This window comes from Streptomyces sp. NPDC041129 (assembly GCF_055592265.1).
The window spans coordinates 186,359-211,253 of sequence record NZ_JBVIYV010000012.1 but is presented as its reverse complement, the minus strand read 5'-3'; the positions used below and the strand labels follow the sequence as shown (position 1 = coordinate 211,253).

Below are 24,895 nucleotides of genomic sequence, written 5' to 3'. Positions count from 1 at the left end.
CGCCGTTGGCCGGGGCGACGGTGTCGCCCCGGCCTGATCGCCTCTCGTGTCAGTCGCCGATCCGGGGCAGGAAGGAGACGATCTCGCTGCCGTTCCTGGCGATCAGCACATCTTCGTAGGCCAGGAGTTGAGGCGCGTCCGTGAAGCCTTGCTTCGGCTTGCCGGTGTCGATGTGACCGTGCCAGAGCTGCCTACCGGTGCGCAGGTCAAGCCCGGACAGGTCCCCGGCCGGGCCGAGGAAGTACACGATTGACTGCCTCGCCGACACCACGGGAGACGCGATGGACACCATCGTGTTCTTGTCGGGCATCGCCACGCCCACCGGGCCGGTCCACAGAGTCTGTCCGGTGGTCAGCGAGTAGGCGGCAGCCTTGCCATTCCAGGACATGGAGATCAGCCGGTCACCGGCGACGGTCCAGTTGGCCACTTGGCCCTTGACCTGACGGGGCAGTGAGGTCCGTTTCCCGGAGCCGCTGAAGGTGGTCAGCTGGAAGTTGTCGCCTGCCGTGTCCGCGGCTTGGGCCAGGACCATCCGGTCTCCCGAGGTCCCGACCAGCTGCTGCCTGCCGGAGAGGGTCGTGATCCTGTGGGCCTTTCCGGTGGCGGGATCGAGACGGAAGACGTCCGTGTCGTGTACTTCCTCGGTGTCCTGTGTGCACAGGAGGTACGGCACACCGCTCAGCACGGCCCGCTGACAGACGACGCCCTTGGCCCAGGTGTGGTGCCACTTCTCCGCACCGGTCCGCGGATCGAGGGCCGACATCGTACGCACGGACGGGGTATTCGCCCATACCGCGCCGTCGATGAGCATGGCGGCCTGGCCGGTGCGGTCGTCCTGCGGCATCTCGATGGCCCACAGCCGCTTGCCGGTGTCGGCGTCCACCGCCACCAGCTCGGTGCCGCCGGCGTAGTCCCCGTTCGGCTGGTTCTTCGCGGTGTGGTTGCGGTAGGCGTACACCACACCGTCGCGCACGGCGAACGGGTGATCGTTCCCATCACCTTCGCGATTCACCTTGACGGTCCACAGCCGCTCGCCGGTGTTGGCGTCGATCTTCGCAACGTCGTATGCGGACCCGCTGCAGTACAGTGCGGCACCGTCCACGAGACAGCCCCGCTCGCCGGCGCCCGCCACGCCGCTCCGCCACGGGTGCCAGCCATCCGGCGACGCCGCCGGCTGCACGGGCCGGCCCTGTTCGCCCACACCGCCGTCCCCAAGGCCCAGCATCGCCCCCGCAGCGATCGCGGCTACGGCCACCGCAGCCCCCGCGACCTGCGCGAAACGACGCCGACTGCGCCGCCGTACAACCTGCTGTGCCAGGTCTCCCGGCGCCCGCACCTGGTCCAGGGCAACCGCGCGCAGCGTCTCCCGGACCTTCTCCTCAACCTGCTCTGTCGTCATGCCTGGATCCCCTTCGACGTGAAGCTGAGCGGCGGTTGCTGTTCCGCGGGCCCTCCGGGTTCGAGCTCCGGTACGAGCGCCCTGAGCTTCGCGAGCGACCGGTGTGCCGTGCTGCGCACCGTGCCGACCGGGCATCCCAGCAGCGCCGCGACCTCCGCTTCCGGCAAATCCTCGAAGTAGCGCAGCACGACAACGGCGCGCTGGCGCTTCGACAGACGGCCGAGCGCCGCCCACAACGCGATCCGCAGCTCCGGGTCCGACCCGGCGCCCGCCTCCCCGCCGGACTCCGGCAGCACCGGCACGGTGGTCTCGGCGTGGTGTCGGCGCAGCCGCCAGCGGTTGACCTGCTGGCGGTACATGATCTGGCGGACATACGCCTCGGGCTGTTCGATGCGCGCCCAACGCCCGTAAGCCTTCATCAGCGCGATCTGCAGCAGATCCTCCGCAGCGTGCCTGTCCCCGCCGGTGAGCAGCACCGCGAGCCGCAGCAGCGCGGTGGAGCGCATCGCTACGAACTCCCGGTAGTCATCGTGACTCGAGGCCTCCATCGACCCTCCCCTTCTGTACGACCACCACGACGCGGTGAGCCACCCGTGGCTATCCCTCAGCGGGCGAGATTGTGTGTTCCTACCAAGTCGGCGACAGCCCCGCGCCACCGGCGGCCCCGCGGCACCGCCTCGTCGCAGCCACGAGATGAAGGGGGTCGCCGAGGACACGCTGGTGGCCTATGCCTTCGCCTGACGGGCCCACTGGAAGGCGACAACTCGAGTGTCAGCTGGGGGAGGGGACTCGCATGCGGTCCCGCACGACGATCTTGCCGGTGTTCCGGCCGCGCAGCATTCCCAGGAACGCGTCCACGATGTGCTCGAACCCGTCAACCACCGTCTCGTCCAACGCGAGCGCGCCGCTCTGCAGATGCGGCACCGCGAACTCGTACAACTCCTCCTGCACGTCGCGATAGTTGCTGACCAGGAACCCCTCCATGCGGACGCTCTTCTCCACGACGTCCGCGTGGTTGAAGCGCGGCGGCGGTGCGTCGGGGGTGTTGTACTGGCTGATCGTGCCGATGCGAACGATGCGCCCGAACGCACGCAGCGCTCCCACCGCCGCGGCCAGCTGCTCGCCCCCGACGTTGTCGACGAAAACATCTATGCCGGTCGGTGCGGCCTTGCCCAGCAGGTCGGCGGCGGGCCCGTCGTGGTAGTCGAAGACGGCGTCATAGCCGACCTCCCGCGTGAGGTGCTCGGCCTTCGCCGCCGAGCCCGCGCTGCCCACGAGCCGTCCGGCACCGAGCAGCCTGGCGAACCGCCCGGTCGCCGTGCCGACCCCGCCCGCGGCGGCCGACACGAACAGGTCCTCGCCCTCCTTCAGCCGGGCGATGCGGGTGAGGCCCACATAGGCGGTCAGGCCGGTGCCGCCGAGGATGCTCAAGTACGCGGTCAGGGGCACCCCGTCGAAGCGAGGCAGACGCCGGATCTCATCGGGCGTGACCACCGCGTGTGTGCGCCAGCCCTGCCGGTGGAACACGATCTCGCCCTCCGTCAGGCGAGGCGTGCGCGAGGCGACGACCCGCCCGATGGTCCGGCCTTCCAGCGGTGCGTCGAGCGCGAAGCCGCCGGGCACGTCGTCCATCATCTCGCGGTGATAGGGGTCGACGGACCAGTAGAGGTTTTTCACCAGCGCGCTGCCGGCTGCCGGGCTGGGAATGGGGGACTCGACGAAGGCGAAGTGCGCGGCGCTGGGAAAGCCATGAGGGCGGGCGGTCAGGTGCACGGTGAGCGCGGTCTCGGTCATGACCGGACCGTAGGGCGGGAATGCGCCTCGTGGGCAGCCGGTTGGGCTCATGCGACACACCGTTCCATGAGCAGTTCTCATACGTTGAGGTGAGCGCCCCGTGAACCGCACGATCGACTCCGATCTCGCCCCGCGCGAACTGCGCGTCCTCGTGGCGGTCGCGGACACGGGCGGCTTCTCGGCCGCGGCCGAGACACTCGGTCTGACTCAGTCCGCGGTGTCCCACTCGGTTCGCGGCAGCGAGCGCAAGATCGGTGCGGTGCTCTTCGAACGCGGCCGTACCGGCGCCCGCCCCACCCCCGCCGGGCACAGGGCCGTGGGGCACGCACGCCGCATCCTGCGTCTGCTGGGCCTGATGACCGCCGAGGCGCGCGGTGCGGCCCGGTCCGACGCGGTGGAGGGGCCGCTGCGGATCGCTGCCTTCCGCAGCGCCGCTCTCCACCTGCTGCCGCCCGTCCTCGAGCGGCTGAGCGCACGGCATCCCGGGATCGGGCCGCGGGTGCGGATCGTCCGCGATGTGGGGCGCGGCACCGCGGGCGAAGTGGCCGACGGGAAGGCCGACATAGCCATCGCCACGCTGGGCGGCTCCGTGCCGCTGCCACCGGGTCTCGTCGCGAACGGACTCTTCGAGGAGCCGTACGCCCTGGTGCACGCGGCGGGTCACGCCGCCCCGCGCTCGTTGCCGCTGGTCGACTGGGCCGAAAATTGTGGCTCGTACACCCGAGACTGGTGGGCCGCACAGGACTGGATCCCGGAGGCGACCGTCGAGGCCGAGGACGACGGAGCGGTCCTCTCCTTGGTGCGTGGAGGTCACGGAATGGCGATCATGCCCGCGCTCTCCTTGGCCGAAGCGCCGAGTTCGCTCAGGATCACTGATCTCGGCCCCACGCGCCCGACCCGCCAGATCGGCTATGTCACCACCTCAGAACTGGCCGGGTCCGCTGTCGTGCGCGCCTTGGTGCGGGAACTGCGGGCCACGGTCGCCCAGGGTATGAGCCTTCCCGGTCGCGAGCCTCCCCTCTGCGGTCCCAAGGCTCGCAGGAGTTCAGCGCCCGGGGGCGAGTAGACCAGCCGAAGTCGCGCGGGGATCCGACACCTCCACCACAGGCGGAGGCCTTCGCCTCTCAGCTCGCCGGGGCGTCGAGACCGGGGCCCGTGGCGCCCGCCCGCCGGATGGGCATCATCGTCTCCGCCGCATCCTGCCCGAGGTGATCGAGGATCAGCCGGTTCACGAGCGTCGGCTTCTCCAGCGGGGCGAGATGCGAGGCGCCCGGGACGACGGCAAGCTGCGAGCCGGAAACGGCCCTGTAGAGCGCGATCGTGTGCTCCAGCGTCACCATGTCGTCGTCGCCGACCATCACCAGCGTCGGTGCCGTGATCCGCCCCAGATCCCCGGGCGTCAGAGCCGGCTGGCTGCGCCACATGTCGAGGATCTTCATGGTGACGACCGGCCAGTGCTCGGCGCCGTCCGGACTCACCGGCTCGTACATCGCACGGAACATCTCCAGCTCGTCGCTGCCATGGGCCATCGCGTCGGGCATCGCCGGTTCGACGAACGCCTCACCGGCGGGACGGAAGTTGGCCCCGATCGCCACCACCTTGCGGACCAGGTCCGGCCGGGCGGCGGCCACGATCAGCGCCACGATGCCCCCGTCACTCCAGCCGACCAAATGGGCCGGGGCGCGTACGACCGCTTCCAGGAAGTCGACCGTGTCGTCGGCCATGTCCTCGTACGACAACTGCCCCGGGACATCCGGAGTGCGCCCGTGCGCACGACGTTCCGGAAGGAACACGCGGTATGCGGCGGCGAGGTCCGCCCGCTGGGCACCCCAGGTCTCGATGGTGCAGAACCCGCCGTGCAACAGGAGAAGGGGGTCGCCGCTTCCGTCGGTTTCGTACCAGGTCCTGACACCGGGAAGATCCACGTAATCGCCCATGGCTCAGCCCCTCTCCGGGCTGTCACCCGCTGGCCTCCACCGTCGTCGCACTCCCTCCAGGAAGTCTCCGCCGCGCGGCCCGACGGCGCAACGCGGAACCGGACGAGCCCAGCACCCCACTGGCCGCGGTGGCCCGGTGAGGCGGTATGACGATCCGAAGGCGACGCTCTGGCACGGGCCGCCGCCGAAGAGCATGCTGCCGTTGAGGCCGTGGCGGGCCTCATAGGCGCAGTGAGGGTGTCCGAACCAGATCCGGCGGCCGTCTTCGCCTGCGGTTCGTGCAGGCATCCCCGCGGAGCGCTTGACCTTGCCCTCAAGGGCAAGGTTTAACGTTCCTCGAGGTGAGAGGCATGCGGATAGGTGAGCTGGCACGGCGAGCGGGTGTGACGACCAAGGCGGTGCGCTACTACGAATCACTGGGGCTGCTCGCGCCGGTGCGACTGACCAACGGCTACCGGGACTACGACGAACACGACGTACGGCTCACGCAGGAGATCCGGGCACTGGGCCGCCTCGGTATCCCTGTCGAGGGGACACGGCCGTTTCTGGAATGCCTGGCCCTGGGGCACCGGCAGGTGGACGACTGCCCGGCCGCGCTGGCCGGGTACCGGGACGCCATCGACGAGCTCACGCAGCGGATCGAGGGCCTCACCGCCCGCCGAGCGGTGCTGGTGGCGCGCCTGCACGAGGCCGCCCACCGCGGCATCCGCCTCTCACCGAGTGCCGAAGGAGAAGAACCGATGACCGACTACACGAGCCTGCCTGCCGACCTGCCCGTTCCGGAGGACGACGGCGCCGCTGAACACCTGCCCGGCATGAGAATGCCGCATCTGCAACTCCGGGCCACGGACGGTGCGACGGTCAGTCTTGACGCGCTGGGCGCAGGTCGCACCGTGCTCTACATCTACCCGCTGACGGGCCGCCCCGACACCGATCTGCCCGAGGGCTGGGACTCCATCCCCGGCGCCCGTGGCTGCACCGCCGAGACGTGCGGCTTCCGCGACCACCACCAGAACCTGCTCGCGGCCGGTGCGGCTCAGGTGTACGGGCTCTCCAGCCAGGACAGCGACTACCAGCGTGAGCTCATCGAGCGGCTCCATCTGCCGTTCCAGATGCTGTCCGACCGCGCACGGATCCTGGCCAGGGCACTGGAACTGCCCACGTTCACCACCGGCGGCATGACGCTCTACCGGCGGCTCACGCTGATCATCAGGGACAACTTGATCGAGCACGTCTTCTACCCGGTCTTCCCGCCGGACAAGCACGCCGACCAGGTCCTGGCCTGGCTCAGCGACAACCCCCTGTGAAGCCGCTCGACGTGCGCCTGCGCCAGTGTCACCGGGGAAGAAGGGCTGGTGACTCGACCAGCGGCTGCACAGCGCAGAGGCGTGGCGTGAGACGCCGTTCCACACCTACGCGGAGCCCGCGGCACTGACGCGAGGCCGAGGTCGCGCCTCGGCCTCACCGGCAAGGGCCGAGCACGGGAGCCGGCCAGGCGCCAGGGGGACAGGGCGACAGGGCGGCGAGTTCTCCTTACGTCCTTTCGAGGCCGCCGCCGGGGCTGCCCGCGGGGTCGCCCTGACCTCCTGATGCGGCGGGCGGCGGCGGGTAGTCGTCGACGGTCACCGAGTCGTAGAGGCGTGCGCTCCTGGTGGTGAGGCGAACGAGGGTGCGGCCGGGGCCCGCGGGCAGGGCGGAGATCAGGCGGGCGCCCTGAGCCAGTCCCCACACACCGAGGCGGGACGTGGGGATCAGTGTCTTCGCCGCGCTCAGCGCGACCGCGCGGCTGCCGCGCACCTGCTCCGCCATCACGCGCTCGTAGGCGGGGAAGGCGCGCTCATGGTCGCCGCCCGCCCGTGCCAGCTCTCCGGCGAGGACGTATGCGCCGACGACGGCCAGGGTGGTGCTGCCGCCGACGACCGGACCGGCACAGTAGCCCGCGTCACCGACGAGCGTCACCCTTCCCTGCGACCAGGAGTCCCTGCGGAGCTGGGTGATGGAGTCGAAATAGAACGCCGGGGTACCGTCGAGCTCGTCCAGCCAGCGGTCAACGTGGGCGTGCATGCCGGTGAAAGCATCGCGCAGCAGTTCCTTCTGCATGCGTATGTCGCGGTGGTCGTAATCGAGTTCGCGCGCACTCCGGAACAGGAACAAGGCCCGGGCGTCGCCAAGGTGCCGCGCGCCGTACATGCCGGCGGTGCGGCCGACGCCGACGTGGATGACGAGCTCTCGGTCGAGGTCGGAGACCTGCGGCAGGGTCAGCACCCCGAAATAGGCCCCGATGAAGACGTTGAAGCGGGACTCGTCATCGAATACGAGGCGGCGCACATTGGAATGCAGGCCGTCCGCGCCGACGACGAGGTCGAAGCGGCGCGGCGCGGCGTGTTCGAACCGCACCTCGCCGTCGGGCGAAATCGCGGTGATCGAGTCGCCGAAAATGTACTCGACGTCGTCGCGTGCGGCGTCGTAGTAGATCTCGCTCAGGTCGTCGCGCATGATCTCGACGTGCCGGTCGTAGGCGGCGCTGAAGATCTTGGAGAGATCCGCCCGGACGGGACCCTGTGAGCCCTCCCGATAAACGGTCATCCGGTTCGTGCCGGTGGCCCGCTCCTCGACTCGCGGGAGCACGCCCATCTTCTCCGAGATGTTCATCGCGGGCCTAAACAGGTCGACCGCGTGCCCGCCGGTCCTACGCAGAGCCGACGCGCGCTCGACGACGGTCACGGAGAAGCCGTGCCTGCTGAGCCAGTAGGCCAGCACCGGACCGGCGACGCTGGCGCCGGAGATGAGAACACGCATCGCACCTCTCCTGTTCATTCAGTCGCCCCGGGCGGCGTGGATCGCGGTGAAAGCCAGGAGGGGGGTGGCGGTGCGCGGCGGATCCTCGAGCAGGGGCGAGTGGCCGAGGCCAGGCAGGAACTCCACCTTCGCGCCCGGAACGGCGCGGTAATCGCAGGCGGACGAGGATCGCCATCTGCGGTCGTCCTCCCCGAAGATCACCAGTAGCGGCTTGCCGAGGACCCGCAGCCGATCCGGCAGCGCCCGCTGCTCCAGGTAGGAACGGGTGGCCCGCATCGTCGTGGTGAACGTGTGGTGGGTCATACCGCGCACGTCGTCCAGGAGCTCTTCCGGGATCCGATATCCGGCGCGACTGACGCCCGTGTCCGCGAAGCGCCTGAGCTGGTCGTCGGTCGGCGGCCACTGCGAGGGGCCGGTTGCGGCGGAGGCCGGTGCGATGAGGGCGTCAAGGCTGGGTCCGGTGTTGACCAGCGCGAGCGCGGTCACCAGGTCGGGCCGATGTTCGGCGAGCGCGGTGGCGACCGCGCCGCCGCTGGAATGACCGACGACCACGGCGCGCTCGACGCCGAGGTGGTCCAACGCCAGGCCGGCCCGACGTGCCTGGTCCAGTAGCGCGTAGCCGCGGCCGGCCGGTTTGGCCGACCGGCCGTGTCCGAGCAGGTCGATCCGGATGACTCGGTGAGATCCGGTCAGCAGCGGGACCATCGGGTCCCACGAGCGTGACGAGGAAGCGGACCCGTGGACGAGCAGGAGTGCGGGGGCGTCGCGCGGGCCGTCCTGACATACGAAGATGTCGCAGCCGTCCAGCGACAGTGTTGAACACCCGGTGGCGTCGGCGCCGCCGTTCACGTACGTACCGCCGTCAGAAACAGTCATGAGCCCACTGTCTCCGTCGGCACACGCAGGTGGATTGGACGAATGTTCCCTCGGCCGGCTCACGTAGCATGGGGGGGTGCGAACCTTCGTTCACGGGGCGGCGCTGTGGGACGTCGAGTGCCCGCGACAGCCCAGTCGGGTGGCCGGTGTCACCATGGCCGGGTTCCGTGTCCGTGACCTGGAGGCGCTCCGGATAGTCCCGCACCCGGCCGTGACACTGCTTCTGGAGTTCGGCGCCGGTTCGCCCGTCCTTGACTGTGCGGCAGGAGGGCAGCAGCGGGGAAGCCTCGTCGCCGGGCCCGGGCTCGGGTCCGCGGGCGCGGTCCGGGCGCAGGGAGAGAACGTCGAGTGCGTGCAGGTACGCCTGTCCCCGGTGATCGCAGGCGCGATTCTGGGCGCCTCGCCCGCCGACCTCGCCGGGGCTGTCGTGTCACTGGGCGACCTGTGGGGTCGGGAGGCGTCACGGATCCGCGAGCAACTCGGCGATGTCTCCTCATGGCAGGACCGCTTCGCGTTGACGGACGCGCTGCTCGCCCGCCGACATGGGGCGCGGCCGCCTGTGCACCCGGAGGTGGCCTGGGCCTGGCGCCGGATCGTCGTCAGCCGTGGCCTGACCCGAGTCGACGAACTCGCCGCCGAGGTCGGGTGGAGCCGTAAGCGGCTCTGGTCCCGGTTCCGGTCTCAGCTCGGTGTACCGCCCAAGCGCGCCGTGAAGCTGGTCCGCTTCGACCATGCCGCCCACCGCCTGGTGGCGGGTGAAGCTGCGGCCCAAGTCGCCGCCGACACTGGCTATGCCGACCAGTCCCACCTGCATCGGGACGTCATGGCGTTCACGGGGGCGACCCCCATGGCCGTGGCCGACGAGCCGTTCCTCGCCGTTGACGACATCGCTTGGCCCGGCCGCGGAACAACCGCATTCCTCACCTCTTCAGGGAGCTCCGGCTCGGTTGCCGGATAGGGGCGCAGCCCCACCGCATGGTCCTCGACGAACTCGGTGCCCGCGGCCGACGGCGGCACAAGCCCGGCAAGCTCCATGGCGACAAGAGGTACGGCTACAACCACCCGCGTCGGGGGGTACGCGTCCGCGGGGCGACACTCCAGGTCGCCCGCGGGCGCCACACTCCGGGTCGCCCGCGGGCGCCACACTCCGGGTCGCCCGCGGGCGCCACACTCCGGGTCGCCCGCGGGCGCCACACTCCGGGTCGCCCGCGAAGGAAGAGGCTCCAGCCGGCGTCACCGCTGGGCATCCTCATCTGCCGGCCCCAGCGCGCACAATGAGGCTGGCCTACCCCGTAACGTCCGCACTGAGCGTCGTGCGCCGAACGCAGACCACAGCGTCATGGGCGTCCAGTGCCGACACAGGCAGGAAGCCGTCGTCCATGCGGAGCCGAGTAGGCTCCGGCAGGTTGTGCTGTCGTGCATGTGAACGCAGGGCTCGGGTGTCGACCATGGCGGAGGTTGCTTGCACGCCTGCGAACAGCGCCTCCACACTGTCGGCAGTTGCCGCGGGGGCGTCAGTCGCGCACTGGCGCATTCCGGCGGGGTGCGCTGGATCAGGCACGTTCTGCACAGTCCGACCACCGCCGCTGGTCATCGCCACTGAAACGTAGTTCGCTCCCAACTGCCGGGCGAGGGAGTGCCCCATCGGGACGCGAGGCAGGGGAGTACCCACAGGGTTGGCCGTGCGCTGGATGTGGGCATTGTGGGCGGCGATCACGATGCGGGTGTCGGGGGCGGACCGGTCGAGCAACCCCAGGAGACTGTCGGCGAGGTAGCGGTCGCGGGCGGAGAGGTCGGCGGCATCGGGCTTCCCGCTGAACAGCCCGGCCATCGCACGCTGCATCTGGTCTGTGCGCCAGGCCGCCCAGACGTCCGAGAGCACGTCCTCGTACACGGTGGGTCCCGCGGAGTCGATGTAGATCTCGCGCATCACCGTGATCCGGTTGAGCAGTTGACTCAGCGCGCTCGAAAGCTGGTCCTGAACCGCAGGGTCCAGGTCGAGACGGGCCCGGGCCGCAACGAGGCCCGACCCTCCCGCAAGTGGCTCTGAAAGTTCAAGAGCGGTCCGGGCGTAGCGGACTGCGCGGGGGTCGATGTCGGCCAGATACCGGGCTACTGGTTCAAGGACGGGTGCCAGCGAGCCACCGGCCGCAGGTATGTCGAGTCCGGCGAAACGTACTGGGCGCGTCGTTCCGGCGTTATGAGCGCGCAGCCACCGCAGAGTATCGCGGCCTTCCGCCGACTGGCCCGGGTAACCGCCGGCATGGGGAGTGAGAAGGGCATCGAGATCTCCGTCACCGCCCCGCGTCCACGCATCTACAGCCCGGCCTGAGGTGGTCCCGAGTTCCACTGCGTAGACAGTGAACCCGTGCTCCTGGACCAAGTAGCGCAGTATGCGGTCACGTAAAAGCCCGTACTCGCGTATCTGATGGGAGCTTTCGCCCAGCGCCACAACGCGTGCGGCGCCGATGAGACGACCCAACGGCGCCAGATCGTCATTCGGGGCACCGGCGCGGGAGGTGTCCAGCGACGCGGCGTTGGAAGTCGTCCACTCGGCAAGGGGGATTGGAGGCGCAAGATCCATGATCGCGACCCTAGCAATCGAGGCGTACACACCATGTGGGTCACGGCCGAATGAGATGACCGGACAGCGGTCGAGCAGCACCACCAGGGTGCTCGTACCGGCCGGGCCGGCGGCGAATGGACGACGCCCCGTGTCGGGTTCGGGCCGGACGGGGCGAGCGCTCTGGCCGCGGTCCGGCGGGCACTCCGTCAGGGAGTGCCCTCCTGGGTCACACCGATGTGGGTCCAGTCTCCGAATTGTCCGGCCGGAAAGTGTTTCAGGTGGACGTAGTTGCCGTCGGCGTCGAGTTCGCCCGATGCGGCGGCCCGTGTGTCCCTGTTGTAGAAGAATAGCCTGCGGCGGGTCGGCACGATGTGGGTCCAGCTCCCGAACTGTCCGGCCGGGAAGCTCTTCAGGTGGACGTAGTTGCCGTCGGCGTCGAGCTTGCCCGATCCGGCAGCCCGTGTGTCCCTGCTGTAGAAGAAGAGCTTGGAGGCACCTTCGTCGAAGGCGATGTGCGTCCAGTTTCCGAATTGTCCGGCCGGGAAGTCCTTCAAGTTGACGTAGCCGCCGCCGTCGTCGAGTTCGCCCGATCCGGCAGCCCGCGTGTCCCTGCTGTAGAAGAAGAAGCGGGCGAAGAAGTCGCCGCCGACCCAGAGGATGTGGGTCCAGTCCCCGAACTGTCCGGCGGGGAAGTGCTTCCGGTGGACGTAGTCGCCTCCCGCGGTGAGCTCGCCCGAAGCGGCGGCTCGTGTGTCCCTGCTGTAGAAGAAGACCTGGACGCCGTCGGGCACGATGTGCGTCCAGTCCCCGAACTGTCCGGCCGGAAAGTCTCTCAGGTTGGCGTAGTCACCCCCGGCACTGAGCTTGCCCGTCCCGGCGGCTCGCGTGTTCCTGCTGTAGAAGAAGAGCTGGCCGCCACCGGGCACGACGTGCGTCCACGTGCCGAACTGTCCGGCCGGGAAGTCCTTCAGGTTGACGTACTCACCGTCGGCGTCGAGCTTGCCCGTCCCGGCAGCTCCCGTGTGCTTGTCGTAGAAGAAGAACATGGCGCCGCCTCCTGCTTTCCCTACCGTCGTGCCATCCGTGCCGGCGCGGACGCACCGACCGGGCGACCGGACATGTCGTCCAAAGCCCTACAGGCCATCTTGCGCATGACGTGTACCTCCATGACCCGCGAGTAGGGCCATACGGGTGACAGGCGCCCGGTGGGGGCCCGGAGGTTACCGTCCGGGCCCTTCAACCCCGTACGTGATGCCGGCGGAGACCGTTCTCCGGCGGCTGAGTGATCCCTGGGTTGACGCGCGACGGCCTTCTCCCGCTACGACATGGAAGAGCTGCACATGCTGCTGCACGCCGACGCGACCCTGTGCCTCCCGCCGTACGCCACAGCCGCCATGAGTGGTCACCGGCCGCTGGATGACCGCCCCGCCGTAGTCTGCACGTCGGCTGCCGCGAGCACGGTGTCAGCCAGTTCTGCGGCGGACTGTCCGCCACAGCGCAAGCGAGGCGAAGTCCGCGGAGGGTCACGGCAGTCCGGACTTCACGGGGCCAACGGCGAAATTCGGGGCCAACCGGCACCGAGGCTCGGAGCGGAAGGGTGTTGACGCCGGCCCTGCATGACGGAGGCACGCGACCGCACGCCCCAGCGTGAGCGGTGTGGCCAACGGTTGACGGGGCAGTCGGTTGAGCGAAAGCGCAGTGGACCTGCACGCCGCAGAGTATTTGGAGACTGAGATGGTCATCGGCATCGTGATCGCAGCTTGTGTAGTCCTGGCCGTGCTGGCCTTCCTGCTGCCGCGTCTGTCGCGGCACCCGCAAAACGGAGCCCAGCGCGGCCTCGGAGCCGGCTCACGTGCCGGATCGAAGGCGCCCGGCATCCTGGGCCGCCTGCTGAGCAAGTCGTTCAGCTCCAGCTCGCGGGCGGTGGGCCGCAGCGGTACCGCCGGACGTCAGGCCCGTGGCCGTATGCCGTTCTGAGCCCTGACATCACGCGGGCGAAAGCTATCGGGCCCGGGAGGCTGGACAACGGCATCGCCGGCTATCGCATCCTCCAGCGGGTGACGCTCTTCCGCGGCAACATCGTGCCGTGTCTGCAACTGACCGGGCACGGCCTTGGCGGGCATACACATGCATATCCACCGCCTCCGCCCCCAGGTTCACCGTGTCCCGGAAGAACCGTCTATCGGTGAGGCGGTGCCGCAGGGCCGCCTTCCCGGAGCCTTCCAGATCGTGGCAATAGCCACCAGTTGCGCGAGGATGAACGCCACCGAGGCAATACGCATCCGATAGATGTACATAATCAGGCTAAAACTGGTAGGCCAGTATCGGCGGTCGCTCTGAAAAGTCTGCACGTCCATGATCATGCCACTGAGTGTCATCACGGACGTGAAGCTCGAAATAACGGCGATCTCCCCCTGAACGCTCTGGCCGATGAGCTCGGAGAACAGCCAGTGAAAACAGCTGGGAATCGCGAAGAGGATGGCGACATAAAATGCTTTAGCCGGTCCGTGGCGCCCGGGAAGGGTGCGCCACAGTGCGCCGAGGAAGAACCCACCGGTGATCCATGTCAGATGCCAGCCCAAGATGTCCAGCACGACTGCAAGAAATCCGCTTGAGTAGTGCGTGTTCTGCACCCAGGCGCCATCTCTGACCATGTTGATCCAATACATCAGACCGGTCGCAGGGAGGCCGACAACGCAGGCGATGGCAGCGCACCGGCAGGCATTTCCCCACCATGTGGTCATGGGGCCACACGCAAAGGCCACATCTACAGGTCTCACCCCGTCGGGCAGACACCGTTCCATCTGGTCGATTTCCCGCTCAATCGAGTCGCGAGCCGCGGCGGACTCGGCGGAGCTTCCGGAGCTGGGCTGGCGAAGTCGATCCTGGAGCTCGCGGTGATGCCGCACCATGCGCAACAACTCGGATCGGTCGATCTGCGAGACTACTTGACCCAGGAGAAGGTTGCCTGTCGAAGGCTGCTGCAGTACGGCCTTGGCCCCTGCGATAGAGAGCAACACCCAAGCGGAGGATAGGCAGAGAATCAAAGTAGGAAGGTAACCCGAGATGCCGAAGTAGTGATCGGAAACCGGTAGCACAACCAGTGCGAAGGACACCACGAGGAGAAATTTTTCCGCCTCGGTGGGCGTGAACGAAATCTCCTCTTCTCGTTCGGTGCGGAAGGCCCGCAGGGCACCGAACAACACCAGCGCGGTCAAGGCGGTGGAGGTCAAATTGGATAGGAGTGGAAGCAATTCTGCCGGGGCGCTCCACCACCAGTTGTCGTATGCGTCATGCAGGTCATTTTTATAGGTCGACCATCTGGTGTCAGCAAGCCAACTGATTCGGTCCCAGTCGCGCCAAAAAGCGAGGAAAGTCCAGAGGATGGTGAGCACCGCAAAACCGGCGGAAATGGCGACCATCAGCCTGGACGGCAGCCTTCCCTCGTCCATCAGCAGGACTCGCCGCCCCGCCGAGATTCCGCCCATACAGACCACGAAGACCGCCGCTGTGTATGCGATCAACACAAGCCAGGATCCGGTAGAGGAAAGCAGAACGTCACTTACGGGCAGAAGCGCATCCTCTGATACTTCGGCTGCGACGGAGGTGCCGGCAATAGCGAAGCCCAGTGCGCACGCAGCGATAAGCAGCGGCTTCTGCAATCTCCCGAAGAGACATAACAAGAGCCCGAACGAAATGAGCGAAAACAGATGCAGGATCGTCGAATAGTCATGGACCGGAGAGCGGCCTCTCATGAGCCCGTAGATATTGTCGCCCATATAGACGAGCACCCCGAGGCACGTCTGCAGGAGCGCCCATGAACGCATTGTCGTGAGCGCCTTTGCTTCATCATCGGTCGGATTCTGCCCAACGCCCTGCCGGAGCTTTCTGACCGAGACGAGCAGGAGAACACCTGTCGTGACGTAAACTAATACCCACGATCCACTGTTCATCCCCAAGGCTTCCCAGGCCTGCTCCCCTGACATCGTGATCGCATCCCACTGCTGGGCCGCAGGCGGACGAAAGCTGACCTCGAAGCCAGTCGGTTTCTGGTTGTGCCAACTCAGCAGCGTGCCGTCCTGCCCGGTGGCGGACGGAGGAGTGACCGACACCGCCCTGGGGCCGCCCGTACGGACCTTCACCTCCTCCCATGCCGCCCTGGAAAGGCTCTCCGGAGGTGCCAGTTGGATGTCCCAGACCTCATCGCCTGCCACCAGTGTCCACGGGCCGACCTGATAACTGCCGAGCGCCTGCACCCACGTGACAGCCTCGTAGTGGACCACCACCTTTTTCTCATCTACATTCACCGTGAGTGGCTTGAATCGCCATTCGTTCAAGTCCCAGAAGTTTTCTTTCGAACCTTTCCCCAAAAGGCAGCGCAGCACTTGACGATAACGAGACGTGTGAGTATCCAGGAGCAGATCGGAGGCCCGTTTCCACTCTGCCGGGATCTTGATCTCCATAACGCTGGTGACCGCGCTGTAATCTAGGCCGCGTTGCTCGAATGCTACGGAAGCAGCGACCTTGACACCGCGAATCTTCTCAACACCGCAGGTGTCGGCCCGGGGGGTTCCGAACGCGCATGCAAAACCCGCACTCGTCAACACGAAGCATGCAGTCAACAGGAGCACGGAAAGCAGGGTCGACGCGGGGACTCTGCGACGGGTCACTACCCCATGATCTTCCATCGGAGTCATCAGACTTTGGGGTGGCACGGCGGCCTCGTGCAAGTCCACTCCGACAGCCGATGCCGCCGACCCGGCGGTGACCGGAAGACGCACACCCCTGGGCATCGCTCCCAGGTACGCGCAGCCACGCCGGAACGGTGGGCGTACTCGGACATTCCTCAGATTCGGCACCGGGCGCGGGCGGGTTCGCGATCGGGCCCGACGCCTGGTCAAGCCCGAGAGTCGGTTCCGGCGGCGTGACCGGCGGCAGAAGTGGTTCACTTGCTGCCGGTTGCCGTGCCGCAGTTGCCTCCCCGTATACCGAAGGAAGTCGTTCAGATGGCTGCTTCTGCTCCTATACCGCCTCCTCCCTCTATCCCGCCGACTCCTGCCACCGGTCGTCGTGTTCCCTCCCGGTGGATCGCGCCGTTGGTGGCTGCCGTCGTCGCCGCCGGTGCGGGCATCGGCATCGGCTGGGTCCTGTGGGCAGGCCCGGGCAGCGCGGCGTCCGGGACCGGCCTCGACAACGCGGCGGCGGATGCGGCGGGCGCCTGCCAGGCGTGGAATCGGGTTCCGGAGTTGAGCAAGATATACAGCGACGACGACACCTCCAGGGCCTACTTCACCCGCGCCGGCGGTGCTGCCGCTCTGGCCCAGTCCGCGGCCCAACTGGACCACCGTTACGACGCTCTGGACAAGGCCTTCCAAAACATCACCAGACGTCTGCAGACCTTCGATGTGAAGGGAGCCGAGGCGGTGGCGGCCCACAAGAAGGTGAGCACCCTCTGCGCCGGCCTGGACAGCTGACAGGCAGGCAGACACAGAGTCCCCTTCCCGCAGTGCCGGCTGACGGATCGTCTCCCTACCGGACAGCGCGCACGCCTCCGCGCCACATGCTGCGTGATGTAGACGTGCTTTGTGGTCAGGCCGCGGGCGGAGCCGAACGTGATGAGAACAGCGCCGGCGTGCTGGTGGGCGTGATCACTCCCACCAAAGTAGCTTCCGGCCAGAGCTGTTCCGCCGACCGCGTGTCCAAGGCGTTGCGAGGATCTTGCCCTTGGCAGTGAGGGCGGCCACCTGTCACGATCAAGCCGTGGTCAACCTTGCAAGGATCGCGACGCGGATGGACATCCTCCTCCCAACGATCGCGAGGCAGGTGAATCTTCTCCTCGATCTGGTGGGTGGGCCCGTGGTCGGTGCACTGATGCTGTCTACCGGGATCGAGACCTACCACGAGGGTGGATCCGTAGGCTGGCCCATTGCGGGATCCACACTGCTCCTGATCAACCTGTGGGTTGCCTGGCGACGATTCTTCCGACTCAGGAGGCGCGCTACGCCGCTGTAGCGGCGCACAGACGCCCTCGGCCGAGGCCAAGACCACGGGGAAGAGCTGTGACACGCGGGACAGTGGTCATCAGCACCTGGCCGTGGAAGACCCTGATCACCCCTTAGCTCAGGTGGGCGGTGACAGGGGAGGCCGGCCAGCCGGTCGGCCCCTTGCAGGCACCCGCGAGCCCCAGGCGGTAGCGGGCTGGGCAGGGCGGCATGCAGAACCGGGCGCATGTAGGCCGAACGAGTGATGCCTTGTCGTATGGATGCGCGCGACCGGCGGCGAAACGCAGGGGTTTGTGCACTGCCGGTGTCGGCGGCCACGAGTACGAGCACCCGACGCCTCCAGTCCGTTCGGCTCCCAGTCGAAGGCGGGGACGACGTAAGGCGTTGCGCCGGCCTCCTGGAGTCGAGAAACGAGCAGCGGCGATTGCCGCTCGGGATCCGGACCTGCCTGCTCTCCCTGGCAGCTTCTTCGTTCATCGCGGTCGTGGACCGCCGAGGGCGGTTCGCTCACCCTCACTCACCGTGATCGTCTGGGGTGCGCAGCCGCACCCCGGCACCTACCTTCGCTGGTGAAACCAGCCAGGGAGCGGACATGAGCCCAGCCAGGCGCAGCAGGACCCGCAGCACGGCCCGTAAGCGGGCACAGAGAATCACGTCCCACATTGTGGCGACACCCGTACCCGAGTCGCTGCAGTCGCCACCGACCCGCGATCGCACGTCCCCGGACACTCCACCGCGTCGATCCAATCGCATACGAATATCCAGAACCAGCCCCTGGTCGGTAACGGCGATGGCCTTCCTCCTCCTGGGGGGCCTGGGGGTGTGCGTCCTCGGCGCTGTGCTCGCCACCTCGGTGCTTCTGGACATCGTTGCCCCGGGTGCCTGGCTGACGCCGTCGCAGACGCTGGTCATCGCCGCTGTGATCGTCGCGCTCGAGGTACTCCTGGGCACCGTCGTGGCCTGCCTGTGCGGCCTCATTTACAACCACACCGCGCGGTTCGGAGGCGGCTTCGAATTGACACTTACCGACGACCTCAGCGATCCGCTGTCAGGCCAGCCCGACAAGTCCCATCGGCTGCCCCGCCTGTAGTCGGCACTGAGGGGCGGGCACGTCGGTGACCGAGGTCAGGGTCGCCCTGTCTGCCAGACCGGGTCATCAGGTGTGGGGCGGCCGTCGAGGCGCTGGAGCGGGCCCCCAGTGAGCGAGAGATGGCCACCGGCGACGGCTATGAAGTTCCCCTGTGCCGCAACGACTCTCCCTCGAAGTTCCATCCAGTCCTCCTCGGGCGTCAGACCCCGCCGAATGGCGATGTGAAACCGCCAGAGACGAGCTGGACTACGCCGAGGAGGACCCCTACGCGCTCGCACTGCGACCCGGCCGTGAACCGGTGTATCTGCGGCTGGCCGACGGGCGTCGGATCCCGACGCCGGTGCACCGCCAGACGCCAGCAGTCGGCACCAACACCCAGTCCTCCGCCGGCTCCGACCCTGCCCGGCGACGACGCCGACACCGAGGAAGCTACCTGCGGATCAGGCACACTCGGACGAGTCGCTGCCGACGTAAAACACGTATCCGCCTGACCAGTTGACGAGGTTCGACGTGCCGGCCTCGTTCTTCATGAGCGCGGAGATGCCGACACAGCGACCGCCGACCGCCTGGGTGCTGCTGTACACGGGGCCCGCGTATTGCGAGAAGGTCCCATAGTCCCGGTCACCTGCGGCCTTGTTGTCGCCCGGCCAGATCCGCAGATCCATGTAGTTGGCCGCGCCACCCGTGTTGTTGTCGAGAATCGCGCAGGCACTGTCGCCCTTCATGTAGAAGAAGAGCGTCGCATAGCGCTTGTCGGCGCTGGGCAGTGCCTTGGCATCGGTGAACTCGTAACCGCTGCCGCACACCGTCGCGGAGGCGGCGGCCGCCGGCGTGCTTGGTACTGCGACACCCATTGCAGCAACGGCAGAAGCCGCGACGGCGACGCGCATCAAGTTCTTACCGAGCGAAGACATAAATCCCCCAGGATTGCGAGTGTTGCGGATGTTCGAATGCGTGAATACAGCAGGACTCTAGTCACTCGGATTCCTCGCGGACAACAGCGGTGCGGTCTGCGGCAGTTGGGTAAGAGCGCGAAGAGTAGCGAACTGATCTCTGCGTCTGTATTTTCTGCCGAAATTTCCAGTATGCACCCATTTTGGCAGCCACTCTCCGTGGCGATCCAAGATTATGCTGTGCGCCACAGTCGGACCGAGCGGATTCCGAGGGCGTGGGCCTGACGCAAGTCGTGCAGGGTGCCCATGCCGGGGAGCAGAAGCGTGGTGGGCACCGCGTGGTGGACGCAGACCCTGCACGGCGACAGCATGAAGCAGTGGCAGCGCCTGGTCCTGTACGCCCTGACCGACGACCTCGCCCACAACCCCCTCCTGGTCGGCACTCTCGCCGCCCACCCCCAGCACCAGGACTTCGACTTCGACCTGCTGTGCCGCTACGTGCAGTCCCCCGACCCCGACCGCCACATCACCCGCGAGGCCGTGCAACACCTCGAAGGCCTCACCGGCGCAGTGCCCGAGGAAGCGGCCGAGCCGGTGCGGATGACCGTCGGGGGGGGGGGGGGGCATCGCCCGCGACGGCAGCTGACGACCGGACCGGGCAGCACACGTGACTTCGCTGGAGTCAGGCGAGGGCGGTGCGCAGGTAGGCGGGCAGGACTTGGCGGATGGCAGGATCCGCTTTCCAGCCGGGCTCGGTGAGGTGGCCGGCGGTGATGACGGCCTGGCAGCCGTTGGGGGTTTGGACGACGACGCGGCACATTTCACCGCGGCTGTCGCGGGCGGCGAGGGAGGCGCCGCGGACGGCCCGGCCCAGCTCGGCGGGATCCGCGCGGTGGTCGCGCGGCCGAAGCCTTGCAGATACACACGTCGCTGAACCGTTCGTGCATCAGGCTTTCCCACCGCACGCAGCCGGTCATGTCTTCGCACCAAAGACGGCAAGTATCACGTGATCCACCCCGTCATCATGCGGCGGAACGAGCCCGCATGGAACTGGGCTGGAGCGGTCGTCGCGGCCCGGGCTTCATACATCGGCCGCGGTGGCCTCCATCGGCGGCGCTGGCCCCCGCATCGGGGCAGCGCGCCCAGCTGCTCCGCGCTGGGCTTGTCCTGCCGGGACTTGGTGTTCGAGACCACCGCACGCCAGACCGGGCCCGGCGGGAAATGAACGCCGTCGGACGGGGTAGTCGGGCTGCTGCCGTGTAAGACCCGTCTGAGGAGAACTTGTGAGCGAACCAGCAGGTCTGGGTGTCGAGGTGGCCGTGATCAGCTCCGACGCCGCGATCATCACCGTCTGTGGACAGCTGGACGCCGACACCGGCCTCGTCCTTCAGCACCAGTTGGCCGGCCAGGTGGTGCACGGACGACGTCACCTAGTGCTGGACCTGGCGGACGTGCCGTTCATGGACTCCTCCGGGCTGCGTGTCATCATACGGACCGTCAATGACATGCGGAACGTCGACGGGTCCGTATCCCTGGCCGCGCCCAGCCAAGTGGTGCGACGTGTGCTCGACCTGACCGGGGTCGGCATGACCTGCCGGATATTCGACACCACGGACGCGGCCTGTGAAGCCCTCCTCGGCCGGAAGGGCGAGGTGCCTGATCGCACGGCGCGCGACACGGCGGATCGATAGCGAATCCACCATCAGCGGCGCCGCTGTTCGGGGCGCAGCTCGTGGTCGCCGTAGCTGGCGTGTCATGGCGAGAGGGAAGCACCGCCGGGATGTGAGGCGTCACCCTTTCCGGCGTGGGTACCTCGCCCGATAGGTGTGTATTGAAGGCACCGTATGTCGATGCCCGCCAGCCGTCGAGACGGCGCATATTCGGTCACGCTGACCGATGGAACCGCCACCCGAACCCGCAAGGCGGCCCCTGAAGACCTGGTGCCTGGTGACCGCTCCCACCGAACGTACGGACCACATCATCGCCATGACGAATGTCATGCGCACCGATCAGCAAGGGGTGGGTCGATGCTCCGTCATGAAATCGGGGCGTGGCCGGGGCCTTCGGCCGCCCCCGAAGCGACGTGACCGTGGCCTGGGTAAGCGGCCTCCGGGCTGCTGTCGCACCGGCCCCTGCACGTGCGCCCCGTACGGCTGCCCAACTGGTCGAAGTGACGCTCCAGTCCGTGTCCTCGGCGAACCGTCCGAGGACCCGCCGGAGGTGGCCGGCCCGGCGCCTCCACACACAGCCAGTCGGCCCGGACGGCGCGCGGGTACGGCTCGGGGCGGGCGGCGTGCAGCCGCCCGGCGACGGCGGGAAGGCTGGCCGCGTTCGCCCCGCTGGGCTCGGCAAGCTCACAGGCGGCCGGGCTCTCCACGGTCGCCTCCGCCGGCGACTTGCGGGTCGGGTCCGGAACCTCGCGGTCGGCCGCGGCGTAGCCGACGAAAACAACGCCCAGCTCCACCCAGCGTTCCGTCCCCTCTGGGGACACGGAGGCCCCGGCGACGCTGATCTCCTGTTCCGTGACCGGCTACAGCGCGAATTCGAGGTCTATCAGGTCGCTGAATTCTCGTGGACGCGCACCATGCTGGAGCCTGCACGAAATCCTCCAGGCGGGCCACGGATGATCACCGCAGGTACTGGTCGACCCTGGCAGAAGGGATGGCGCGGGCGGGCGGACGCCAGTGCGGCGCCGTCGGCGGTTCCTGCCCTGAGGCGGCGGAGCTCGACGCCCTGCCCGCTCCACGGCTTGACGGCCCGGCCGGTGGGCGGCGGAAGCGCGGATGATCGCCGGTAGGCTGCGGTGGTGCGCACGGTCGAGGTTCTGTTGGATGAGGCGGCAGAGCTGGCGGTTCGGGAGGCCTGGCGGCGGCTCGCGGGCGCGGGGCTGCCGAGTCAGGCGCGTCACCGCTCACCGACCAACAGGCCGCACCTCACCCTGGCCGCCTGCCCGGAGCTGACCGCTCCGATCCGCTGGGAGCTTGCCGAGGTGGCAGCCGTCCTGCCGCTGCCGGTGCGGTTCACCGGCGTGGTCCGCTTCGAGCGGCCGACCTCGGTGCTGGCCTGGGCGCTGGACCTCGACTCCGCGCTAGCCGGCTTGCACCGCCGGGTGTGGGAGGCGGTGGCCTCGGACAGTCCGCCCGAGACCCTCAACCCATTGCACGAACCTGGGCGCTGGAGCCCGCACGTCACTCTCGGGCGTACTCGGCGGCCGGGTGCCTTCGCCGACCGGCGGGTCCCCGAACTGCTGCCGGCGCCGCCGCTGTCGGTTCGGCTCATCACCCTGCGCAGCTACGACACCGAGACCGGCGCCCTGGAGGTGCTGGAGCCTCGCCTCTGAGCCGCCCGACCCGGGCCGGCCGTGCGGCCCCTGCCGGCCGTCTTGCCCGCGGTCCGGCTCGTGGTGGGAAAACGTTCAGGGCCGTGCTCGTCATCGGCAGCGGCGGCCGTCTGGCCGTCTCGGCGGACGAACTTTGCTGTTGCCGTCCACCGACCCGGGAACCGCGCCGACCCGCTACCCCACTGTCCCCTCGGTCGCCTTTCTCCAGCTGTACAACCACCTCGTCGGGGACGCCACCATCAGAGACTGCGTCAACGAAACTTGCCGCTGCCACTTCATACGCCAAGGCGGCGGCGCCGAGTAAGGCCAGAAGCGCACCAGGGGCATCGCGTACTGCACTCCCACGAATGCGCCCACGGCCGCGGGGGAGGGGAGTCTCAGTCGGTGCGGCTCACTGTCGCGGCCCGGCGGATCCGGTTGGCGGCTCCTGCGCCAGCCGCTCCTTCTCCGCCTTGAGCTTGCGCCACACCGCGCCGAGCGCCTCGAGATCGTGCTCGTCGAGGAGATCGGTGAACACCGGTGCCAGGACCTCGCGGCGGGTGGCGTCGGCCTGCTCGAAGAGGCGGCGGCCGTCTTCGGTCAGTGAAATCTCGACCGACCGCGCGTCACGAGCGGACGGGGTACGGCTGACGAGACCCCGGGCCTGCAGGGCGTCGACCACCCGTGAGACCTGGCTACGGCTGAGCATGGTGCTGTTGCCGAGGACGGACGCGGGTACCGGATCCGGGCTGGAAGCCAGCCAGAGCATGACCTCGAACCAGGACACCGGGAGATCGTGCGCCTTGGTGAGAGCCCGGTCGACGCGTTCGGTCATGACGGTGCCGGCCCAGACCAGTCCGTAGAAGGCGTAGTCGGCGGCGGGCATCTCGGCCTGGGGCAGCTTCTTCGGCATGCGGCGGAGTATACGGGGTTGCGTGTGCACACACATAAAGCTATGTTGTGTGTGCACGCACATAAATGGAGCTGCGTGAGAACCCGAACGCTCGGAAGGCCCAGCATGTCCGCAACCCCCCGCACAGTCCTCATCACCGGTACCTCCTCCGGTATCGGCCTCGCCGCCGCCGTCGCCGCCGCACGGGCAGGCTGGCGCACCGTCGCGACCCTCCGCGACACCACGCGTGCCGACGCGCTGCGCAAGGCCGCGGCCGAGGCGGGCGTCCAGCTCGACATCCGGCGGCTCGACGTCACCGACGAGGCCTCGGTGACCGCCGCGATTGACGGCGTGATCGCCGACTACGGCCGCCTGGACGCCGTCGTCAACAACGCGGGCGCCGGCCACCTGGGCACCCTGGAGAACGACTCCCTCGCGGACGTCCGCAAGGTGATGGAGGTCAACTTCTTCGGCGTGCTCAGCGTCTCCAAGGCCGCGCTGCCGCACCTCCGCGCCGTCGGTGGCCGCCTGATCACCGTCACCAGCGTCGGCGCAGTCGTCGGTCAGCCGTTCAACGAGGCCTACTGCGCGGCGAAGTTCGCCGTGGAGGGCTATATGGAGAGCCTGGCCCCCGTCGCGAAGACGCTCGGTGTGAGCGTGTCCGTCGTGGAACCCGGGGCCGTGGCGACCGAGTTCGTGAACAACATCGGTTTCGACCTCGAAGCCGGTATCGACGCCGGCCCGTACACCGACGCGCTGCGCCACTACATCGACCGCACCGTGGAGCAGTTCCAAGAGGGCACCGCACAGACCCCGGCCGGTGCGGCGGAGGCGGTCATGGATGCCCTGGACTCCGAGCGGCCCGCGTTCCGGATACAGACCACCGACTGGGCCCGTGCCTTCGTCGCCACCAAGCTGGCCGACGCCGACGGCGCCGCGGTGCAGACTCTCACCGGTTCCTGGGTCGCCTGACCGGGCGGCGAGATCGGGTCCGCCGAGCGTCAGAGCCCGCTGAAGGGAGCCGCTCGCCGCGCGCGCCGCGCTCGGGACGGCTTCTCAGGGCGCTGCACGCCCGGCCGGTGCGGACTTTACCGTCCTCGTGCCCGGCCCCCCGTACCGTTTCGCCATGCAGCAGTCCGGGGAACTCGGAGCGAGGCGTGGCTGCGTGCGGTCGAGGAAGGACGGAGCCTGGAACGGAGCGCGCCCGGACCGCACGACTGCCGGGGAGAGGCGGTAGCCGGCCGGGCTGCGGTCCGTCGGCGCCACGATTCCGCGATCGGACTGGAACCGAATGGTCCAGACCACCAAACCGGTCCGCCGAGCCAGTC

21 protein-coding genes and 1 pseudogene are annotated in these 24,895 nt (G+C 68.3%); 10 read left to right on the top strand and 12 right to left on the bottom strand.

Translation table 11 applies throughout. The features are described from left to right. Nucleotides 1–49 precede the first annotated feature (49 nt). The 3 genes from ACZ6B1_RS31215 to ACZ6B1_RS31205 all read right to left on the bottom strand — a co-directional run bounded on the left by ACZ6B1_RS31215 (nucleotide 50) and on the right by ACZ6B1_RS31205 (nucleotide 3,193). The gene (locus ACZ6B1_RS31215; protein ID WP_468783856.1) at nucleotides 50–1,399 is read right to left on the bottom strand and encodes an outer membrane protein assembly factor BamB family protein; all 1,350 of its coding nucleotides are present in this window, start codon (nucleotides 1,397–1,399) and stop codon (nucleotides 50–52) included. Further along, nucleotides 1,396–1,947 carry a SigE family RNA polymerase sigma factor gene (locus ACZ6B1_RS31210; protein WP_468783854.1) on the bottom strand — a complete coding sequence of 184 codons (552 nt, stop codon included), beginning with the start codon at nucleotides 1,945–1,947 and terminating at the stop codon, nucleotides 1,396–1,398. Before ACZ6B1_RS31210 ends, ACZ6B1_RS31215 begins: the two co-directional genes overlap by 4 nt. A 223-nt stretch (nucleotides 1,948–2,170) precedes the next feature. Further along, nucleotides 2,171–3,193 carry an NADP-dependent oxidoreductase gene (locus ACZ6B1_RS31205; RefSeq protein ID WP_468783852.1) on the bottom strand — a complete coding sequence of 341 codons (1,023 nt, stop codon included), beginning with the start codon at nucleotides 3,191–3,193 and terminating at the stop codon, nucleotides 2,171–2,173. A gap of 100 nt (nucleotides 3,194–3,293) precedes the next feature. On the opposite strand from ACZ6B1_RS31205, the gene ACZ6B1_RS31200 reads away from it, so the two are divergent. Beyond that, complete coding sequence (locus ACZ6B1_RS31200) at nucleotides 3,294–4,259, top strand: LysR family transcriptional regulator (protein WP_468783850.1); 966 nt, start codon at nucleotides 3,294–3,296, stop codon at nucleotides 4,257–4,259. A gap of 58 nt (nucleotides 4,260–4,317) precedes the next feature. Here the strand turns inward: ACZ6B1_RS31200 and ACZ6B1_RS31195 are convergent, their stop codons facing one another. Then, nucleotides 4,318–5,130 (bottom strand): alpha/beta fold hydrolase, encoded by an 813-nt coding sequence (locus ACZ6B1_RS31195; RefSeq protein ID WP_468783848.1) that lies wholly within the window; start codon nucleotides 5,128–5,130, stop codon nucleotides 4,318–4,320. A 350-nt stretch (nucleotides 5,131–5,480) separates the two neighbouring features. On the opposite strand from ACZ6B1_RS31195, the gene ACZ6B1_RS31190 reads away from it, so the two are divergent. Further along, a complete protein-coding gene (locus tag ACZ6B1_RS31190; protein WP_468783846.1) occupies nucleotides 5,481–6,437 on the top strand; it encodes a redoxin family protein in 957 nt (318 codons plus the stop codon). Between the two features lie 226 nt (nucleotides 6,438–6,663). On the opposite strand, the gene ACZ6B1_RS31185 is transcribed toward ACZ6B1_RS31190, so the two are convergent. Both ACZ6B1_RS31185 and ACZ6B1_RS31180 read right to left on the bottom strand, forming a co-directional pair. Continuing rightward, nucleotides 6,664–7,929 (bottom strand): FAD-dependent monooxygenase, encoded by a 1,266-nt coding sequence (locus ACZ6B1_RS31185; RefSeq protein ID WP_468783844.1) that lies wholly within the window; start codon nucleotides 7,927–7,929, stop codon nucleotides 6,664–6,666. A gap of 18 nt (nucleotides 7,930–7,947) precedes the next feature. Continuing rightward, nucleotides 7,948–8,805: an alpha/beta fold hydrolase gene (locus ACZ6B1_RS31180; RefSeq protein ID WP_468783842.1), complete on the bottom strand. Its 858-nt coding sequence runs from the start codon at nucleotides 8,803–8,805 to the stop codon at nucleotides 7,948–7,950. A 76-nt stretch (nucleotides 8,806–8,881) separates the two neighbouring features. Here ACZ6B1_RS31180 and ACZ6B1_RS31175 point away from each other — a divergent pair, with 76 nt between their 5' ends. After that, nucleotides 8,882–9,763: a helix-turn-helix domain-containing protein gene (locus tag ACZ6B1_RS31175; RefSeq protein ID WP_468783840.1), complete on the top strand. Its 882-nt coding sequence runs from the start codon at nucleotides 8,882–8,884 to the stop codon at nucleotides 9,761–9,763. A 327-nt stretch (nucleotides 9,764–10,090) separates the two neighbouring features. Here the strand turns inward: ACZ6B1_RS31175 and ACZ6B1_RS31170 are convergent, their stop codons facing one another. Then, nucleotides 10,091–11,473, bottom strand: a complete 1,383-nt coding sequence (locus ACZ6B1_RS31170; protein WP_468783838.1) for an erythromycin esterase family protein — start codon at nucleotides 11,471–11,473, stop codon at nucleotides 10,091–10,093. A gap of 104 nt (nucleotides 11,474–11,577) precedes the next feature. After that, nucleotides 11,578–12,417, bottom strand: coding sequence for a hypothetical protein (locus tag ACZ6B1_RS31165; protein WP_468783836.1), 840 nt, complete (start codon nucleotides 12,415–12,417; stop codon nucleotides 11,578–11,580). 688 nt (nucleotides 12,418–13,105) lie between these two features. On the opposite strand from ACZ6B1_RS31165, the gene ACZ6B1_RS31160 reads away from it, so the two are divergent. Further along, nucleotides 13,106–13,348, top strand: a complete 243-nt coding sequence (locus ACZ6B1_RS31160; RefSeq protein WP_390057666.1) for a DUF6411 family protein — start codon at nucleotides 13,106–13,108, stop codon at nucleotides 13,346–13,348. Nucleotides 13,349–13,527: 179 nt separating this feature from the next. On the opposite strand, the gene ACZ6B1_RS31155 is transcribed toward ACZ6B1_RS31160, so the two are convergent. Next, nucleotides 13,528–16,002 (bottom strand): DUF6185 family protein, encoded by a 2,475-nt coding sequence (locus tag ACZ6B1_RS31155; RefSeq protein WP_468783833.1) that lies wholly within the window; start codon nucleotides 16,000–16,002, stop codon nucleotides 13,528–13,530. A gap of 468 nt (nucleotides 16,003–16,470) precedes the next feature. Between ACZ6B1_RS31155 and ACZ6B1_RS31150 the strand changes: the two genes are divergently transcribed. Next, nucleotides 16,471–16,845 carry a hypothetical protein gene (locus ACZ6B1_RS31150; protein ID WP_468783831.1) on the top strand — a complete coding sequence of 125 codons (375 nt, stop codon included), beginning with the start codon at nucleotides 16,471–16,473 and terminating at the stop codon, nucleotides 16,843–16,845. 1,318 nt (nucleotides 16,846–18,163) lie between these two features. Next, complete coding sequence (locus ACZ6B1_RS31145; RefSeq protein ID WP_468783829.1) at nucleotides 18,164–18,463, top strand: DUF3566 domain-containing protein; 300 nt, start codon at nucleotides 18,164–18,166, stop codon at nucleotides 18,461–18,463. Nucleotides 18,464–18,903: 440 nt separating this feature from the next. On the opposite strand, the gene ACZ6B1_RS31140 is transcribed toward ACZ6B1_RS31145, so the two are convergent. Beyond that, on the bottom strand, nucleotides 18,904–19,353 hold the full coding sequence (locus tag ACZ6B1_RS31140; RefSeq protein ID WP_468783827.1) for a hypothetical protein: 450 nt from the start codon (nucleotides 19,351–19,353) through the stop codon (nucleotides 18,904–18,906). Nucleotides 19,354–19,680: 327 nt separating this feature from the next. Here ACZ6B1_RS31140 and ACZ6B1_RS31135 point away from each other — a divergent pair, with 327 nt between their 5' ends. The 3 genes from ACZ6B1_RS31135 (at nucleotide 19,681) to ACZ6B1_RS31125 (ending at nucleotide 22,696) form a co-directional block, all read left to right on the top strand. Then, a complete protein-coding gene (locus ACZ6B1_RS31135) occupies nucleotides 19,681–20,115 on the top strand; it encodes a hypothetical protein (protein WP_468783921.1) in 435 nt (144 codons plus the stop codon). Nucleotides 20,116–20,675: 560 nt separating this feature from the next. After that, complete coding sequence (locus tag ACZ6B1_RS31130) at nucleotides 20,676–21,047, top strand: STAS domain-containing protein (protein ID WP_468783825.1); 372 nt, start codon at nucleotides 20,676–20,678, stop codon at nucleotides 21,045–21,047. Nucleotides 21,048–22,162: 1,115 nt separating this feature from the next. Then, nucleotides 22,163–22,696, top strand: coding sequence for a 2'-5' RNA ligase family protein (locus tag ACZ6B1_RS31125; RefSeq protein WP_468783823.1), 534 nt, complete (start codon nucleotides 22,163–22,165; stop codon nucleotides 22,694–22,696). Nucleotides 22,697–23,087: 391 nt separating this feature from the next. On the opposite strand, the gene ACZ6B1_RS31120 is transcribed toward ACZ6B1_RS31125, so the two are convergent. Continuing rightward, nucleotides 23,088–23,588, bottom strand: a complete 501-nt coding sequence (locus ACZ6B1_RS31120) for a MarR family winged helix-turn-helix transcriptional regulator (RefSeq protein ID WP_468783821.1) — start codon at nucleotides 23,586–23,588, stop codon at nucleotides 23,088–23,090. A 105-nt stretch (nucleotides 23,589–23,693) separates the two neighbouring features. Between ACZ6B1_RS31120 and ACZ6B1_RS31115 the strand changes: the two genes are divergently transcribed. Then, on the top strand, nucleotides 23,694–24,539 hold the full coding sequence (locus tag ACZ6B1_RS31115) for an SDR family oxidoreductase (protein WP_468783819.1): 846 nt from the start codon (nucleotides 23,694–23,696) through the stop codon (nucleotides 24,537–24,539). Nucleotides 24,540–24,794: 255 nt separating this feature from the next. On the opposite strand, the pseudogene ACZ6B1_RS31110 reads toward ACZ6B1_RS31115, so the two are convergent. After that, a pseudogene (locus ACZ6B1_RS31110) lies at nucleotides 24,795–24,893 on the bottom strand (MerR family transcriptional regulator); the annotation flags it as partial. Between the last annotated feature and the right edge of the window lie 2 nt (nucleotides 24,894–24,895).